Below are 16,119 nucleotides of genomic sequence, written 5' to 3' on the forward strand. Positions count from 1 at the left end.
CCCCTTATAACTTAGGGGGATTTTATTGTTTCGTATGGTGTTTTTGCAATTTAGCTAGAGCTTCCTGAGCAGCGTGCTGTTCGGCTTCTTTCTTTGAACGGCCGTTTCCGACTCCGAGTGGTTCACCTTTTAGAGATACGATGGCTTCGAATTCACGGTTGTGGGCAGGTCCTTTTTCGTTGGATATTTTATACTCCAGCGAGCCCTTGCCGTCTCGCTGCACGTATTCCTGCAGCTGGCTTTTAAAATCCATCACATGAGAAAAAGCACCATCGTTTATTTTAGGGAACACATAGACTTTTAAGAAACTTTCGACCGGCTCTAATCCCTGGTCAAGATACAAGGCTCCGATAAATGCTTCGAAGACATCCGCCAAAAGTGCAGGACGTTTTCTGCCACCCGTCATTTCCTCGCCTTTCCCTAATAGGACAAGATCGCCGAATGACAGTTCGTGAGCCAATGAAACGAGAGACGGTTCGCATACAATCGCGGCTCTCAATTTCGTCAAATCTCCTTCACTCATAGCCGGATACTTGGCAAATAAGAATCTGGAGATCGTCAGTTCCAAAACAGCGTCACCTAAAAATTCAAGCCTTTCATTATCTTCATACGGCTTTTTCCGATGCTCATTCACATAAGATGAATGTGTAAATGCTTGATACAAAAGCTTTTCATTTTGAAAGTGAACCGAGATCCGTTCTTGAAACTCTTTAAATTGTTCTATTTTTTTATAGAACTTTTTCTTATCTTTATAATGTGAGTGTTTTGACATAGTAACCTCCATAGGCACATCAGGTTCACCGCGCTTCTCTGACTAAACCGGATACAGCGCGCGTAAAAGCGGCATGCTGTAATAACTGCACGAATAAAGGGCTAAAGCCCCGCGTTTCGGCGGGACTTTTAGCATCAGCTTATTGCTGGTTTTGTATGTAGTTCACAGCGTCGCCGACTGTTGCAATCTTTTCAGCATCTTCGTCAGAAATTTCCATATCAAACTCGTCTTCAAGTTCCATAACAAGCTCAACTACATCCAGGGAATCAGCACCTAAGTCTTCCTTGAAAGAAGCTTCAAGTTTGACGTCTGCTTCATCAACGCCAAGGCGATCTACGATGATTTTCGTTACACGCTCTAATGTATCTGCCATAGCAATTCACCTCCCCTCAAGTATTATAGTGGATTCGTTTTTAAAAAACTAGAGTAACTATGATGAAATTTTCGAGAAAAAACTTACATTACCATTCCGCCGTCAATATGAAGCGTCTGGCCTGTCATGTAACGCGCTCCCTCTGAAGCAAGAAACGTGACGACGCTGCTGACATCCCCGGGATCGCCAAAGCGAGCGAGCGGAATTTGTTTCAGCATTTCATCTTGAACGTCTTTGGCAAGCTTATCTGTCATATCAGTTGAGATAAATCCAGGCGCAATCGCATTGACTGTGATGTTGCGGCTTGCGAGTTCTTTAGCTGAAGACTTTGTTAAGCCGATCACACCTGCTTTTGCAGCCACGTAGTTGGCTTGTCCAGGATTCCCGCTGACGCCGACGATAGACGATACGTTAATAATCCGGCCTGAACGCTGCTTCATCATTTGTCTTGTCACAGCTTTCGTGCAGTTGAAAACACCCTTCAGGTTAATGTTAATGACATCATCCCACTCATCTTCTTTCATTCTCATGATGAGATTGTCTTTTGTAATTCCGGCGTTGTTCACTAGAATGTCAATCGTAGAGAAAACAGAAATCGCTTCTTTTATCATGTTTTGTACATCTTCAGGATTTGATACATCGGCTTTGACAGCAATTGCTTTTCTGCCCATTGATTTGATTTCATCTACGACTTCATTTGCTTTCGCTTCGCTGCCTGAGTAGTTAACGACAACGTTTGCACCGTTTTTGGCCAAGTCAAGGGCGATTGAACGGCCGATTCCGCGGGATGCGCCAGTGACAACAGCTGTTTTTTCATTAAGCATTCTCATTCTCCTCCTTAAGCGTTTGAATTGCCAGTTCAATCGTTTCCGGGTCTGATACGGCAATGGTTTTTAAGCGTCTGTTTACTTTTTTCACAAGGCCTGAAAGCACTTTGCCGGGACCGATTTCAATAAATGTCGTAACACCCTCTGCGATCAGCTTGTTAACAGTTTCCTCAAAACGAACCGGGGAGTACAGCTGCTCAATGAGTTTCTCTTTAATGTCTGCCTTATCTGTCATCACATCTGCAGAAACATTTGAGATCACCGGCACGTCTGCGTCTTTCAGTTCACAGGAGTCCAAGACTTCCTTCAGCTTATCAGCGGCAGGCTTCATCAGTTCAGAATGGAACGGACCGCTTACGTCAAGCGGAATCGCACGTTTAGCGCCGTTCTCTTTTGCCTGTTCAGATGCAAGCTCTACTCCTTTTGCCGTTCCGGAAATAACGATTTGTCCGGGACAGTTGAGGTTGGCAAGCTGCACAAGGTGGCCGTCCTCAGTGACTTTATCGGTTACTTGTTTCAATGCGTCGGCATCCATGCCGAGAATGGCCGCCATCGCTCCTTCTCCGGCCGGCACCGCTTCGTTCATGAACTCACCGCGTTTTCTGACAGTGTAAACAGCGTCTTTAAAGCTCATTGCGCCAGCCGCCACCAGTGCAGAATATTCTCCAAGGCTGTGTCCGGCTGTGAAATCAGGTGTAATGCCTGATTCTTTAAATTTTTCAAGCACCGCAATGCTAGTCGTCAGCAAAGCAGGCTGCGCATTGTATGTAAGGGTTAATTCTTTGGCATCACCTTCAAAAATCAGTGAGCTGAGCTTTGTTTCCAATGTTTCGTCCGCTTCATCGAACAGACGTTTCGCAGCTGGAACCTGATCATAAAGCTCTTTTCCCATGCCGATAAATTGAGATCCCTGACCAGGGAATAAAAATGCAATCTTACTCATGATGTAAAAACCTCCAGACTATTCATCTGTTTTTTCTTCTTTTACTTCTTCCTGAATGAGCGCAGCCATGTTTTGGCTGACCATCTCTCTGGCTTGGCGGATCGCATGGTAAACCGCACGGGCATCAGAAGAGCCGTGTGCCTTGATTACCGGCGCTTTCAAACCGAAAAGACTTGCTCCGCCGTATTCGGAATAATCCATTTTCATTTTCATTTCCTTCATCTTCGGCTTCAGCACAGCGGCCGCAAGCTTAGATGTAAAGTTTGACGTGAGCGCTTCTTTCATCATTTTAAAAATGGACATCGCAGAGCCTTCAAGCGTCTTGAGTGTAACATTCCCGGTAAATCCGTCCGTTACTACGACATCTGCTACATCGTCTAAAAGGTCCCGCGCTTCGACGTTTCCGATAAAGTTGATGTTTGCCTCTTTTAATAATTGGAACGTCTGCTTCGTCAATTCGTTTCCTTTTTTATCTTCTGTTCCGACATTCAAAAGTCCGACTCTCGGTGAAGTCACGCCTCGGACTTGCTGGGAATAAACAGAACCCATAATGGCGTATTGAACGAGATGCTCAGGCTTGGCATCCACATTGGCGCCGACATCAAGGAGCAGAAATCCGCCGCCTGATACAGTCGGCAGTGTCGGTGCAAGCGCAGGGCGGTCAATTCCTTTAATTCTTCCCACAATAAACAGGCCGGCTGTCATTAACGCGCCGGTATTTCCTGCTGAAATGCAGGCGTCAGCTCTGCCTTCCGCAACTTCCTGCGCCATCAGGACCATCGAAGAGTTCTTTTTTCTCCGCACGGCGCGGACCGGTTCGTCCGTAGGCTCAATCACTTCATCTGCGTGCAGCACCGTGATGCGGTCTGATGATGTTGTTAAATACGATTCTATTGTTGTCTTGTCACCGACAAGTGTAATATGAAGATCATCAAATGACTCTACACCCTTCATAACTCCGTCAATAACAGCTTTGGGAGCGTGGTCTCCTCCCATTGCATCTACAGCTATTCTCATGCATGCTCCACCTTTATGAATGTTTTGAACGGTACATGTCAAAGCGTCCGGAAAAAACAATTTCCTCTGCAACATAGCTGTTTACTTCGACAACCGTTCTTCCTTTATCTTTCTCAACCGCCTTCACTTTCGCTTTCGCAACGACGCGCTCACCCTGCTTTACCTGCCTGGTAAAGCGGATGTCTGCACTTGCAGTCAGCGCCAATTCGTCATCTATAATTGCAACGGCCAAAGAATTCGCCTGAGCAAATAAATGGTGTCCTCTCGCAATTTGATTCCGGCTGAATACATGCTCCTGTTTTATTTCTAAAATAGAAATCGCTTGATCATCCAGCTCAAGGTCAATAATTTCTCCGATGACTTCGTCTAGTGACAGGGACTTCACTTCATCTTCAAGCGTTTTCTCTGCCACGTTCTTAATTCTTTCTCTCAGCTCCGGTATGGAAAGCTCCAAGCGGTCCAAACGAATCGTCTGAATGCTTACTCCGAATTTTCCCGCTAATTCTTCATCTGTAATAAATGGGGTTGCTTTGATCGTCTGCTGAAGTAATTCCTGGCGTTCTTTCTTATTTCTTCTCATATCTAAACACCATCCGGCAAATTAAGACTAGGTACTAATAGTAGTATATAATTTCATAGATTGGAATGCAATGATTGTTTCTGGTTAAACACCAAAAACTTCTTGCCTCAGCTCAATTTTTCCCCATCCATGACTCCGCTTTTCAGCAAATGCTCTCTTAGCGCCCCATATTCAGGGTCGTTCCAGAATGCTTCCGAAGCCACCAGATTTGCAGCGTCCTGCCTTGCCGTTTCAAGCGCTCTGTAATCATGAACCATGTCCGCCACCTTAAAATCAGGCATTCCGCTTTGTTTTTTTCCAAAGAAATCTCCCGGGCCTCTCAGTTCCAAATCCTTTTCAGACAGTTCAAAGCCATCATTGGTTTCCGACATGATTCTCATCCGTTCTTTTCCTGTTTCTGATTTCGGATCAGCCATAAGAATGCAGTAGGATTGGTGCTCGCCGCGGCCGACTCGGCCGCGCAGCTGGTGAAGCTGGGACAAACCAAAGCGATCGGCGTCGTAAATGACCATAATCGTTGCATTCGGAACGTTCACTCCGACTTCAACAACAGTGGTTGATACGAGAATTTGACACGTATTCGCGCTGAATTCCCTCATCACCTGATCTTTTTCATCGGAATGCAGTTTTCCGTGCATAAGGCCGACGTTCCATTTTCCACGGAAAACCTCAGAAAGCATATTGTATACATCTATAGCGTTTTGCACATCAAGCTTGTCTGATTCTTCGATCAGCGGACAGATAATATACGCCTGTCTGCCCTGCTTTAATTCTTTTTCGACGAATGCCAGAATGCGGTCCAGCATGTCATGTTTCACCCAATAGGTCTCGATTTGTTTCCGCCCCGCCGGCATCTCATCAATGACGGAGACATCCATTTCACCGAAAACAGTAATCGCCAGGGTTCTCGGAATCGGAGTGGCTGTCATAAAGAGAACATCGGGATCCTGCCCTTTGTTCCGAAGCTTCTTCCGCTGTTCAACTCCAAATCGGTGCTGCTCATCCGTGATGACAAGACTTAGCGCTTTAAACTCGACCTCATCCTGGATTAAAGCATGGGTTCCTACAAGAATATCAATCTCTCCCGCAGCAAGCCGCTCAAGCAATTCCCTTCGGCGCTTCCCTTTTACAGAGCTTGTCAGAAGGGCGACATTGACATCCCACTTTTCAAACAGTGAAACAAGGGAATCAGCATGCTGTTCAGCAAGAATTTCTGTCGGGACCATAAGCGCTCCCTGATATCCGGATAAAATGGCCGCATAAAGCGCGATGGCAGCGACTGCCGTTTTTCCTGATCCGACGTCTCCTTGAAGAAGACGGTTCATTCTATATGGGGAAGACATGTCTGCTGTTATTTCGCGAAGCACGCGGGACTGGGCGTTGGTGAGAGGAAACGGGAGGCTTTTGACAAATGTCATGAGTTCTTCGTTTGAAAAACGCTGCCGTATCCCTTGTGACTGCTCTCTTTCCGCCTTTCGGAACGCCTGCATTTTCAACTGAAATAATAAAAATTCTTCGTAAACGAATCGGCGTCTGGCCAGCTTTAATGCTTCTCTTGTTTCTGGCTGGTGCATCGCTTTTAACGCTTGATGATAGTCCGGCAGCTTATAGCGAACTTTAAGATTTTCCGGGAGAGGATCAGGTATTGAGTCCGCATATTGGGTCAGCCCGTGCTGAATAAAACGTCTCATCATTTTGACGGTGACATTTTCTTTGACGGAATAGACTGGTTCAATGCTTTTATCCTCTTGATGCGGCCCATTTTTTAATTCCTGAACAGAAATGGTCTGACGATGCTTGTCCCATTTTCCGGAAATCGTCACAACAGAGCCCAGCGAAAGCTTTTTCTTTAAATAAGGACGGTTAAAACAAATGGCAGTGATTAAATAATGGCCGACAAGAAGGCGAAATGTCAGCCTGTTTCGTTTTTTTCCATAATAGGTAAGAGAAGGCTCTGAATGAACCTTCCCTTCAACTGTGACTCTTTCATCATGCTGTACTTCTTCTAAATCCCTCAGCTCGTAGTCATCATAGCGATAAGGGAAATAATTCAGAAGATCAGAAATGTCATAAATACCGAGTTCATTTAATGTTTTTTCTGTTTCCGGCCCAATGCCCTTAATGTTGGCTATACTAGTTTGCTGATGTTGTTTCACTTGAACCCAGCGCTCCTCCGAATATTTTTTTCTCTAATTCTCTTCCCGTCGGTGTGGCCGCTAAACCGCCCTGGCCTGTTTCTCTAAGGGCAGTGGGCATCGTTTGGCCGATTTTATACATCGCATCGATGACCTCGTCACATGGAATCCGGCTTGTAATGCCTGCTAATGCCATATCAGCAGCAATCATCGCGTTTGATGCGCCCATTGCATTTCGCTTCACACAAGGCACTTCAACAAGGCCCGCAACAGGATCACACACAAGGCCGAGCATATTTTTTAATGTAATGGCCATGGCCTCCGCACTTTGCTCAGGTGTTCCGCCTGCCATTTCAACAATTGCCGCAGCTGCCATGCCCGAGGCAGATCCTACCTCTGCCTGACACCCGCCGGCAGCACCGGAAATACTTGCATTATTTGCTACGACAAATCCGAAAGCTCCGGCCGTAAATAAAAAGCGGATCATTTGTTCTCTTGTCGGGTTCAGTTTTTCTTTCACGGCAAATAACGTACCCGGCACTACACCTGCAGATCCGGCAGTCGGTGTCGCACAGATTGTTCCCATGGCGGCATTCACTTCATTTGTTGCGACAGCTTTCGATACCGCGTCTAAAATCAGCGCTCCCGACAGGCTTTTTCCAGATCGAATGTAGGCCTGTAATTTAACGGCATCTCCGCCTGTTAAGCCCGTTTGACTCGTAACTCCTTCAAGCCCTTTTTGAACCGCCGCTTCCATAACAGTCAGATTGTGATCCATCTGCTGAAAAATTTCTTCTTTTGTTTTTTCTGTTACTTCCATCTCTTGAGCGATCATGATGTCAGAGATGGATATTTGCTTTTCTTTCGTTATCTCAATTAATTCTTTTACATTACGAAACATAACTGGCTCCTCCTGACCCTTCGCTAGTCAGCAATCTTTGTCACTTGAATAATATTCGGCAGCTTCGACAGCTCATCGAGAACATCATCGTCAATATTTTGATCCACTTCTATTGTCATCAGCGCAAGCTGACCAATATCCTTGCGGGCGACTTCCATATGGCCGACGTTGATTGAGAATTTCGCAAGGACATTGGCAACTCCTGCAATGGTGCCAAACTTGTCATTATGGACAACTAGAATGGCAGGGTGGTTTCCAGACAGACGGAGCTCAAAGCCGTTTAATTCTGTGATTTCAATTTTTCCTCCGCCTATCGAAATTCCCGTCAGTTCAAGTTCTCCCTTTTCATCAGAAATACTAATTCGAGCTGTGTTCGGGTGAACCGGAACAGCGTCTTCAACTCGAAACTCTATATCAATTCCTTTATCTTCTGCAATTTGTATAGCGGTTTTAATCCGTTCGTCAAATGTATCAAAATCAAGCAGACCGCCGATAATTGCCACATCTGTGCCGTGACCCTTATATGTTTCAGCAAAAGAGCCGTAAAAGGACACAACGATGCGCTCAGGCTCTCTGCCAAATAAACTTCTGGCCACTCTCCCGATTCTCGCCGCTCCTGCTGTATGCGAACTGGACGGACCGATCATAACCGGACCGATAATATCAAAAACGCTTCTGTATTTCATGCTATTCCTCCTTATGAAACAGAGCTTATAAGCGGCTTTGCTTCTAGACTAATTGATCGGATATAAAATGGCAAGCGGGCGCGTTACAGCGCTGCCGCACTTAAAAGCAGACATAAGAATAGAAGGGCGAATCGCCCTTCTATTCTGCAGAAACTATATACGAATACAGCGGCTGTTTTCCGTTGTGGATTTCAACCTCAATCTCTTCGTACTTGTCGTTGAGAAACGCTTCAAGCTCTTCAGCTTCTTCTTGAGACGCATCCTCTCCATAAAGAATGGTGACAATTTCGTCCTCTTCTCCGATCATTTCTGACAAGAGCATTTTTGCAGCACCCAGCTGATCTTCAGCACTGCCGATAATCGTTCCATTCAGAATTCCCATAAAGTCGCCTTTTTTTATGTCTTGTCCGTCAATATGAGTATCCCTGACTGAGTATGTCACCTGTCCGCTTTTTACTTGCTGAATGGCACTTAGCATATTGGTTTCATTTGCTTCAGGCTCTTGATCCGGATTAAATGCCAACAGCGCTGACATCCCTTGCGGAACCGTTTTGGCAGGAATGACAAAAACCTGTTCACCCATTACGCTGGCCGCTTGATTAGCAGCCATGATGATGTTGGAGTTATTCGGTAGGATAAACACCGTTTCTGCATTTACAGATTTCACGGCCTCGACAATATCCTCAGTGCTCGGGTTCATCGTCTGGCCGCCTTCAATCACAACGGAAGCGCCAATGCTTTTGAATAAATCAGAAATACCTTCTCCCATCACAACAGTCACAATGCCGTACGGCTGCTTTGCCGCTTTCTCGCTGTGAGCAGGCTCGCTGTCCTGGCTGATGATGGAAGTGTGCTGCTCTCTCATGTTTTCAATTTTGATTTTTATTAATTCACCGTAATTTTGAGCGTAGTTTAACACGTTTCCCGGCTCTTCAGCATGAATATGAACCTTCGCCAGAGACTCGTCTGCAATAACCAAAAGAGAATCACCAAATTGGCTGAGGTCATTTCTGAATGTGCCTTCATCAAATTCTCTTTTATTCTGATCGAGCCTTACCATCACTTCTGTACAGAAACCGAATTCAATATCATCTGTATTCATCATGCTCTGCGCGCTCTTATGATGCTCTGCGCTGACCATGTCATCAAGTGACGGAAGAACGGTTTTCTCAGGAACGGTCTCTCCTTTTAATGAAGCGAGGAAACCTTCATACACACAAAGCAGGCCTTTGCCTCCGCTGTCAACGACTCCTACTTCCTTCAGGACAGGCAGCAATTCTGGTGTCCGGTTTAAGGATGCCTCAGCTTCCTTTGTCACCGATGTCATCAGCGCAATGATATCGGTTTCTTTTTCCGCCAGGGCCACCGCTTGTTTCGCAGCATCTTTTGCAACTGTTAAGATGGTGCCCTCCACAGGCTTCATGACTGCTTTGTAAGCCATATCGACACCGGCTTGCAGCGCGGCGGCAAACTCTTTTGCATTAATTTCTTTTTTTGTTTCAATGCTTTTACTGAATCCTCGGAACAATTGGGACAGGATGACTCCTGAATTCCCTCTTGCCCCCATGAGCAATCCTTTAGATAACGCGGAGCCCACTTTACCGATATCAGTTGTCTCTAAATGCTCCACTTCTCTTGCTCCGGAAGTCATTGACAGGTTCATGTTTGTTCCCGTATCACCGTCCGGCACCGGAAACACGTTGAGCGCGTCAACCGCACTCGCGTTTTGCGACAGATTCTGTGCACCTGCAAGAATCATCTCGGCAAAGGTTCTGCCGTCTAATGTTCTGATAGACAATCCTACTCCTCCTAACTACGGGTTCGTCACTCGTACGCCTTGGACATAAATATTGACAGAGTCCACTGCAAGTCCGACTGTTTGATTTACTGTGTACTTTACTTTTGTTTGGACGTTATGTGCCACTTCAGAAATTTTTGTGCCGTAGCTGACAATGATATACATGTCAATATGTATCTGTTCTGCTTCTTGGCGAACTTGAACACCTCTGCTGAAATTCTCTTTCCGAAGGATTTCAGTCAGTCCGTCTTTAATTTGGTTTTTAGAGGCCATTCCAACGATGCCGTAACAGTCAATCGCAGCGCCGCCGGCAACCATTGCAATGACTTCATTCGATATATCAATCTGCCCGTATTTGGTTCTTAATTCAATGGACACACTAGTTCCTCCTTCGAATGCATAGAGTTACAGCTATTCTACTATATGAATTCCATTATGAAAAGAAAAGACGCGACAAACGCTGCACGTCTCTTTACATATACTATAGCGCCGCTGTTTGTGCAAGATGTCAAGTGAATTTTCTTGAAAGATGATGAAACAATAGTTGCAAACGTTTTTTAGCTGTGGTAAATTATTTAAAGTATCCATATCGAAAGCATCTAAGAACATATGAAAGTGAAAAAGTAGATGTTTTGTGCAAGTGAGGAGGGAAACAAATGGCACGTAAATGCGTTATCACAGGTAAAAAAACAACAGCTGGGAATAACCGTTCTCACGCAATGAACGCTTCTAAGCGCACTTGGGGCGCGAATCTTCAAAAGGTTCGTATCCTTGTGAACGGAAAACCTAAAAAAGTATATGTATCTGCTCGAGCTTTGAAATCCGGTAAAGTTGAGCGTGTATAACAAAATGAACGCCTGCCCTGATATGTGGCAGGCGTTTTTATGTGGTGAAAGGGGGCTTTAACCCCTGGGCTTTAATCTTTTCTAAATGAGCCCAGCATCGCCCGGACAATTCCTCCTAAAAACTTCGGCAATTTAATGGTGTAAAATTTCATTTTTGTCCCCTCCTATAAGTCCCGTAACCGCCTGTTCATCGCTTTAAGGTTCATTAATTTCAACAAATGAGTGAAAGCAGAAGCTAATCCGTGCTTCTTATCATTATTAATATGCCTTTCGCAAACGAAAAAGTACCTCGTGAATGAATGAGTTCGTTACTAATACATAGTGTTGAACCAAGCGTAATATGACACTTATTTAGCGGATATTTAAAACCGGTGAGAGTCAGCTCATTTACTTCTTCTGTAAATGGGATGAAGGAGATATACCGTTTGTTTTGATCGATAAGAAGAGAATATTCGCCTGGAGAGAACATCTGAATATCATTCTGTTTGTCTATAAGCTTCATTTTCGAATTTGTTTTTACTCCCCTGTACAGCAGCTGAATATTTCCTAAAAAGTGATCTGCTCTGCCTCCCGTAATTCCGAAGATTTGAATGACATCCGGCTGCTTTTCCAGGGCCCAATCAAGAGCGAGGTCTAAATCAGTTTGATCTTTTTCTGCCTGGTACACATGGAGAGCGGGCGCGGCTTTTTCGATTTGCCGGCGTTCCTGCTCCGTAATGCTGTCAAAATCTCCGAAAGCTTCATCAGGAATGATGCCGGCATCTAAAAGCGTGACTGTGCCCTTGTCAACCCCGACCCAGATCGTGTGATCAGCCGTATAACCAGTCAGGTCAGGGATCAAATCTTTTGGGCCTCCCGCAACGATATTGATTTTTCTCATCTCTTTTTCCTTTCTGCTTCTGGGTACAGGAAAAAGAGCTCGGGCTAAATACGCCCGGCTCTTTCTCCTGCTGCTTATTTGCTTCCTCTTATCTCAGAAATAGCTTTTTCGCGGTCAGTTTGGCCATAAACAGCAGAACCGGCAACAAGTAAATTTGCGCCCGCTTCGATGACTAGCGGGGCTGTTTCTTTGTTGACGCCGCCGTCTACTTCAATTAGCAGATCATGTTTCCCTTTTTCCTCCGCCATTCGTTTCACTTCTTTTATTTTCGGAAGAACAGAATGAATAAATTTCTGTCCGCCAAATCCAGGGTTCACCGTCATTAAGAGAACGAGATCAAGTTCTTCAAAAATATGCTCAATTACTTGAACAGGTGTATGCGGATTCAGGACAACGCCAGCTTTTACACCCTGCTCTTTCATAAGCTGGATTGTCCGGTGAAGGTGCGGACAGGCTTCGGCATGTACAGACAGGATATCTGCTCCAGCTTTTGCGAAAGCCGGGATATAACGATCCGGCTCTTCAATCATTAAATGTACATCCAGGGGCAGTTTCGTCACCGGACGAATGGCTTCTACAATCAACGGCCCAATCGTAATATTCGGGACAAAATGGCCGTCCATGACATCAACATGAATGTAATCGGCTCCGCCTTTTTCTACATCTTGAATCTCTTTGCCTAAAGCGGCAAAATCAGCGGAAAGAATAGAAGGTGCAATCTTTACCATGATCTAATACCTCGGCTTTCTGTCTTTGATCTCTGTGATAAATTCAACATAATGGTCGTAGCGGTACTGCTTTAATTCCCCTTCTTCAACAGCTTGTTTGACTGCACATTTCGGCTCTTTCAAATGCAGACATCCTCTGAATTTGCATGATGCGCTTTTTTCTCTGATGTCAGGGAAGGTGTAGCCCAACTCTCCTTCTTCAATGTCTGTAAACTCAAGAGAGCTGAAACCCGGCGTATCCGCAACCAGACCTCCGGACGTGTGAATGAGCTCCACATGGCGGGTTGTGTGCTTCCCGCGGCCTAAATGCTCGGAAATCTCGTTTGTTCTCAAACCCAGCTCGGGACTGATCGCGTTGAGAAGCGAGGATTTTCCAACCCCCGACTGGCCGGCAAAGACCGTTGTTTTGCCGCGGAAATGCGGGATGATCTCCGTTAAACTGTCTTGATCCTTAGAAGAGGTAAGATATACGTCATAACCAATGTTCCGGTAGTCTTCAGCATACGCTTGAATGAGCTTTTGTGTATGTTGATCTTCAATTAAATCCATTTTTGTAATACAAATAATCGGCTGGATGTCATTCGCTTCTACGAGAACCAAGAAACGGTCGAGCAATGCTGTGCTGAAAGATGGCTGCATCGCCGAGAAAACAAGCACCGCTTGATCAACGTTGCAGATCGGCGGCCTGATAAGTTCATTGGTTCTTTCTTTAATCTCCAGAAGATATCCTTCTTTATTATTTTCAGCTTGATAAACAACATAATCACCGACCAAAGGGGTGATTTTATTTTTTCTGAAAATGCCTCTTCCTCTGCATTGTATAACTTTTCCGTTATTTGAATCCTCTGATTCATCCAGTACGTAATAAAAGCCGCTTAGCGCTTTAATGATTTTGCCCTCAGGCATATTTTCCCTCCTTGTTATTCATCTTTCGGATACTCAATTGTTTTGTAGCTGACGACTTTATTATTTACCATCACTTGATAGTACCCTTTTTGGCCAGGTTCAATCTTCAGTTCGATTGTCCGTTCTACGGGCTCTTTCATCTTAAAATGTTCGTAAGTGTCAGAAATGCTGTGGTCCGCGTCGTCAATCGCGATTTGCACCTCCAGCTCGTCCCCTTCGTTTTCAGGCTCATATGGAATCTTGACTTTTTCTTTCACTGTTTTCGCCGGTTTCTTCTCAGGTCCGAGAGAAAATGTCACTTCGACCTCATTTCCCGGCTTTAGCGCCGTTCCCGCTGCCGGTTTTTGTTTGACAACCTGTCCTTCCGGAACGTCATCTGAGTACGCTTCTTTTTCCACCAGCTTGAGCCCGTTATCTTCCAGATATCCTGAGGCTGCTTCCTTACTGTATGTTTTTAAGTCTCTGAGCGTAATATCTTCCGGCCCGATGCTGACTGTGAGCTTAACTTGATCTTCGTCCGGCACAAGTTCGGTCCCCGCTGACGGATTCTGGTCTATGACAGTGCCGGCGTCTTTCTCATCATTATTTACTTCATCCACCGTTACATTTTTAAAGCCCTGTTCCTTTAACACTTTTTTTGCCTTGTCGACTGATTGATCCGTCACATCACCGATCTGCTTTTTTGCTTTACCTGTACTCTTATAAAGCGTAACCGTTGCTCCTTCTTTAACAGTGGACTCTGCTTTAGGATCGGTTTTGACCATCAGGCCTTCTTCGATCTTCTCATCTGAGATTTCCAAAACGTCTGAATCTACCTGCAAGCCTTCTTTTTCTAGAAGATCTGCCGCTTTCTCATATTCCATCCCTGCTACATCGGGTATTTTGACATCCTTAGGCATAAAAAGAGAAGGAAAAACAGTGACGGCGAGAACTCCTGCCGTGATAAAAATCAGGCATATGGTGAGCAAAATCCACGGCCATTTTTTTCTCTTTGCTTTTTTCTTCGTTTGGTTTTCTTGAGGAAATGTCATGTCAGCTTCGGTTTCATTAGAAGCTTTCGCAAGCTCTTCATCCTTAATAATGGGAATCGCTTTCGTCATTTCTTCATCATCTTGAATCGTAAATTTCTTTTCGTTGAGCCTGTCCGCGTCAAAAGCTGTTCGAATATCTTCTTCCATATCTTCAGCAGTTTCATAGCGATGAAAAGGATCTTTGGCGGTTGCCTTTAATATGATGTTTTCAACGCTTTGGGGTACTGAGGGATTCCACCTTTTCGCTGAAGGGGTTTCAGCCTGAAGATGCTTTAAGGCGATGCTGACAGCCGATTCTCCATCAAACGGGATTCGGCCGGTTAACAGCTCAAATAAGACAATCCCAAGCGCATAAATATCTGATTTTTTTGTGGCCAGACCGCCCCGCGCCTGTTCGGGGGATAAATAATGGACTGAGCCCAGCACAGAATTGGTGTGGGTGATTGTTGTCGAAGTCAGTGCAGTCGCAATTCCAAAATCCGTTACTTTGATATTGCCCATATGGTCGATCAAAATGTTATGCGGTTTAATATCCCTGTGGACAATATGATTTTGGTGGGCATGGGCAATGGCTGAGACAATTTGCTCCATGATGCTGAGCGCTTCTTTGGGGTGAAGCGGCCCATTTGCTGTTATGTATTCTTTTAGCGTCATGCCCTCTACATATTCCATGACAATATAGTAAATATCATCTTCCTCGCCCAAATCATAAATGCTGACAATATTCGGGTGATCAAGGCTTGATGCCGATTGGGCTTCTCTTCGGAAACGCCTGATAAACTCATTGTCATTCACATAGTCAAACCGCAGGATTTTGATTGCGACTTCACGATCAAGAATAATGTCCTCAGCTAAATAAACGTTGGCCATTCCCCCGCCGCCTATGGCACGGAGAATCTGGTAACGCCCGCTGATTCGCTTGCCGATTAGCACTGATCTTCACCCTCTTCAACATGTAAAGCAAGCTCAAGCAACACTGCTGTAATATTGTCTTCCCCGCCATTCTCATTGGCTTTGTCCACAAGCAGGTTTACTTTTTCCTGAGGAGCTGAATCGCTTTGCAGGATGTCTTTTAATTCAGTGACTTCCACTTTATTCGTCAGTCCATCAGAACATAAAAGGAGTTTGTCTCCGGGTTCAATTTCGAAAGAACGTGCATCAATACTGACAGATTGATCTGTTCCGAGCGCCTTCGTCAGCACATTTTTGCGCGGATGATGCTCAGCATCTTCTCTGGAGATTTCACCAGTGCGAACCAGTTCATTCACAAGAGAATGATCCTCTGTCACCTGAACGAAAAGATCGTCCTGAAGCAAATAGCATCTGCTGTCGCCTATATGAGCAACGGAAACCGTTTTGCCTGTGAAAAGAGCGCATACAATGGTTGTTCCCATGCCTTGGCATTCTTCGTGCGCTTGGGCATGATCGTAAATCTTGCTGTTTACCGCGAGAATCTGCTCAATGAGCCACTCTTCACACTCTGACGGCGCTGCAGGAATCGTATCTGCCTCATTCCATTTCTCTCCCATGGCTTTCACAGCCATCTTGCTTGCAACATCTCCAGCAAGATGGCCGCCCATGCCATCAGCGACAACCGCTAATACAAAATCGTCTTTCCCCTTATAAATACCCGCATCATCTTCATTATGCTGGCGGATTTTCCCTGTATCTGTTTTTAAGGCTGTTAACAACCCTCA

At 45.2% G+C, this 16,119-nt stretch carries 18 protein-coding genes; 1 reads left to right on the top strand and 17 read right to left on the bottom strand.

Annotated features, from left to right (window positions below; translation table 11 throughout):
* Positions 1 to 22 precede the first annotated feature (22 nt).
* The 11 genes from rncS to M1D69_RS12485 all read right to left on the bottom strand — a co-directional run bounded on the left by rncS (position 23) and on the right by M1D69_RS12485 (position 10,410).
* Positions 23 to 772: a ribonuclease III gene (rncS, locus tag M1D69_RS12435; protein ID WP_010334220.1), complete on the bottom strand. Its 750-nt coding sequence runs from the start codon at positions 770 to 772 to the stop codon at positions 23 to 25.
* Positions 773 to 911: 139 nt separating this feature from the next.
* The gene (acpP, locus tag M1D69_RS12440) at positions 912 to 1,145 is read right to left on the bottom strand and encodes an acyl carrier protein (protein WP_003154310.1); all 234 of its coding nucleotides are present in this window, start codon (positions 1,143 to 1,145) and stop codon (positions 912 to 914) included.
* 83 nt (positions 1,146 to 1,228) lie between these two features.
* Positions 1,229 to 1,969: a 3-oxoacyl-[acyl-carrier-protein] reductase gene (fabG, locus tag M1D69_RS12445; protein WP_024121375.1), complete on the bottom strand. Its 741-nt coding sequence runs from the start codon at positions 1,967 to 1,969 to the stop codon at positions 1,229 to 1,231.
* Positions 1,962 to 2,915, bottom strand: a complete 954-nt coding sequence (gene fabD / locus M1D69_RS12450) for an ACP S-malonyltransferase (protein ID WP_024121374.1) — start codon at positions 2,913 to 2,915, stop codon at positions 1,962 to 1,964. The genes fabG and fabD overlap by 8 nt, the downstream gene beginning before the upstream one ends.
* Before the next feature lie 18 nt (positions 2,916 to 2,933).
* On the bottom strand, positions 2,934 to 3,932 hold the full coding sequence (gene plsX / locus M1D69_RS12455; RefSeq protein ID WP_458105921.1) for a phosphate acyltransferase PlsX: 999 nt from the start codon (positions 3,930 to 3,932) through the stop codon (positions 2,934 to 2,936).
* A gap of 13 nt (positions 3,933 to 3,945) precedes the next feature.
* Positions 3,946 to 4,512: a transcription factor FapR gene (gene fapR / locus M1D69_RS12460; protein WP_458105920.1), complete on the bottom strand. Its 567-nt coding sequence runs from the start codon at positions 4,510 to 4,512 to the stop codon at positions 3,946 to 3,948.
* A gap of 107 nt (positions 4,513 to 4,619) precedes the next feature.
* Entirely contained in the window at positions 4,620 to 6,668 is a 2,049-nt protein-coding gene (recG, locus tag M1D69_RS12465) for an ATP-dependent DNA helicase RecG (protein ID WP_044155924.1), read from the bottom strand.
* The gene (sdaAA, locus tag M1D69_RS12470; RefSeq protein WP_044155925.1) at positions 6,646 to 7,548 is read right to left on the bottom strand and encodes an L-serine ammonia-lyase, iron-sulfur-dependent, subunit alpha; all 903 of its coding nucleotides are present in this window, start codon (positions 7,546 to 7,548) and stop codon (positions 6,646 to 6,648) included. Before sdaAA ends, recG begins: the two co-directional genes overlap by 23 nt.
* A gap of 23 nt (positions 7,549 to 7,571) precedes the next feature.
* Positions 7,572 to 8,234 carry an L-serine ammonia-lyase, iron-sulfur-dependent subunit beta gene (gene sdaAB / locus M1D69_RS12475; protein ID WP_024121369.1) on the bottom strand — a complete coding sequence of 221 codons (663 nt, stop codon included), beginning with the start codon at positions 8,232 to 8,234 and terminating at the stop codon, positions 7,572 to 7,574.
* Positions 8,235 to 8,373: 139 nt separating this feature from the next.
* Positions 8,374 to 10,032, bottom strand: a complete 1,659-nt coding sequence (locus M1D69_RS12480; protein ID WP_458105919.1) for a DAK2 domain-containing protein — start codon at positions 10,030 to 10,032, stop codon at positions 8,374 to 8,376.
* Between the two features lie 15 nt (positions 10,033 to 10,047).
* Positions 10,048 to 10,410, bottom strand: coding sequence for an Asp23/Gls24 family envelope stress response protein (locus M1D69_RS12485; RefSeq protein WP_024121367.1), 363 nt, complete (start codon positions 10,408 to 10,410; stop codon positions 10,048 to 10,050).
* 278 nt (positions 10,411 to 10,688) lie between these two features.
* Between M1D69_RS12485 and rpmB the strand changes: the two genes are divergently transcribed.
* On the top strand, positions 10,689 to 10,877 hold the full coding sequence (rpmB, locus tag M1D69_RS12490; RefSeq protein ID WP_003221548.1) for a 50S ribosomal protein L28: 189 nt from the start codon (positions 10,689 to 10,691) through the stop codon (positions 10,875 to 10,877).
* A gap of 71 nt (positions 10,878 to 10,948) precedes the next feature.
* On the opposite strand, the gene spoVM is transcribed toward rpmB, so the two are convergent.
* From spoVM to prpC, 6 genes are all read right to left on the bottom strand, one after another.
* Positions 10,949 to 11,029, bottom strand: coding sequence for a stage V sporulation protein SpoVM (spoVM, locus tag M1D69_RS12495; protein ID WP_003221545.1), 81 nt, complete (start codon positions 11,027 to 11,029; stop codon positions 10,949 to 10,951).
* An 83-nt stretch (positions 11,030 to 11,112) separates the two neighbouring features.
* Entirely contained in the window at positions 11,113 to 11,757 is a 645-nt protein-coding gene (locus M1D69_RS12500; RefSeq protein WP_044155927.1) for a thiamine diphosphokinase, read from the bottom strand.
* Between the two features lie 74 nt (positions 11,758 to 11,831).
* Positions 11,832 to 12,485, bottom strand: coding sequence for a ribulose-phosphate 3-epimerase (gene rpe, locus M1D69_RS12505; RefSeq protein ID WP_101861202.1), 654 nt, complete (start codon positions 12,483 to 12,485; stop codon positions 11,832 to 11,834).
* Positions 12,486 to 12,488: 3 nt separating this feature from the next.
* On the bottom strand, positions 12,489 to 13,391 hold the full coding sequence (gene rsgA / locus M1D69_RS12510; protein WP_024121364.1) for a ribosome small subunit-dependent GTPase A: 903 nt from the start codon (positions 13,389 to 13,391) through the stop codon (positions 12,489 to 12,491).
* Between the two features lie 14 nt (positions 13,392 to 13,405).
* Positions 13,406 to 15,355 (bottom strand): Stk1 family PASTA domain-containing Ser/Thr kinase, encoded by a 1,950-nt coding sequence (pknB, locus tag M1D69_RS12515; protein WP_458105918.1) that lies wholly within the window; start codon positions 15,353 to 15,355, stop codon positions 13,406 to 13,408.
* Positions 15,349 to 16,113 (bottom strand): protein-serine/threonine phosphatase PrpC, encoded by a 765-nt coding sequence (prpC, locus tag M1D69_RS12520; protein WP_458105917.1) that lies wholly within the window; start codon positions 16,111 to 16,113, stop codon positions 15,349 to 15,351. Before prpC ends, pknB begins: the two co-directional genes overlap by 7 nt.
* Positions 16,114 to 16,119: the final 6 nt, after the last annotated feature.

Source organism: Bacillus sp. PK3-037, assembly GCF_054161355.1.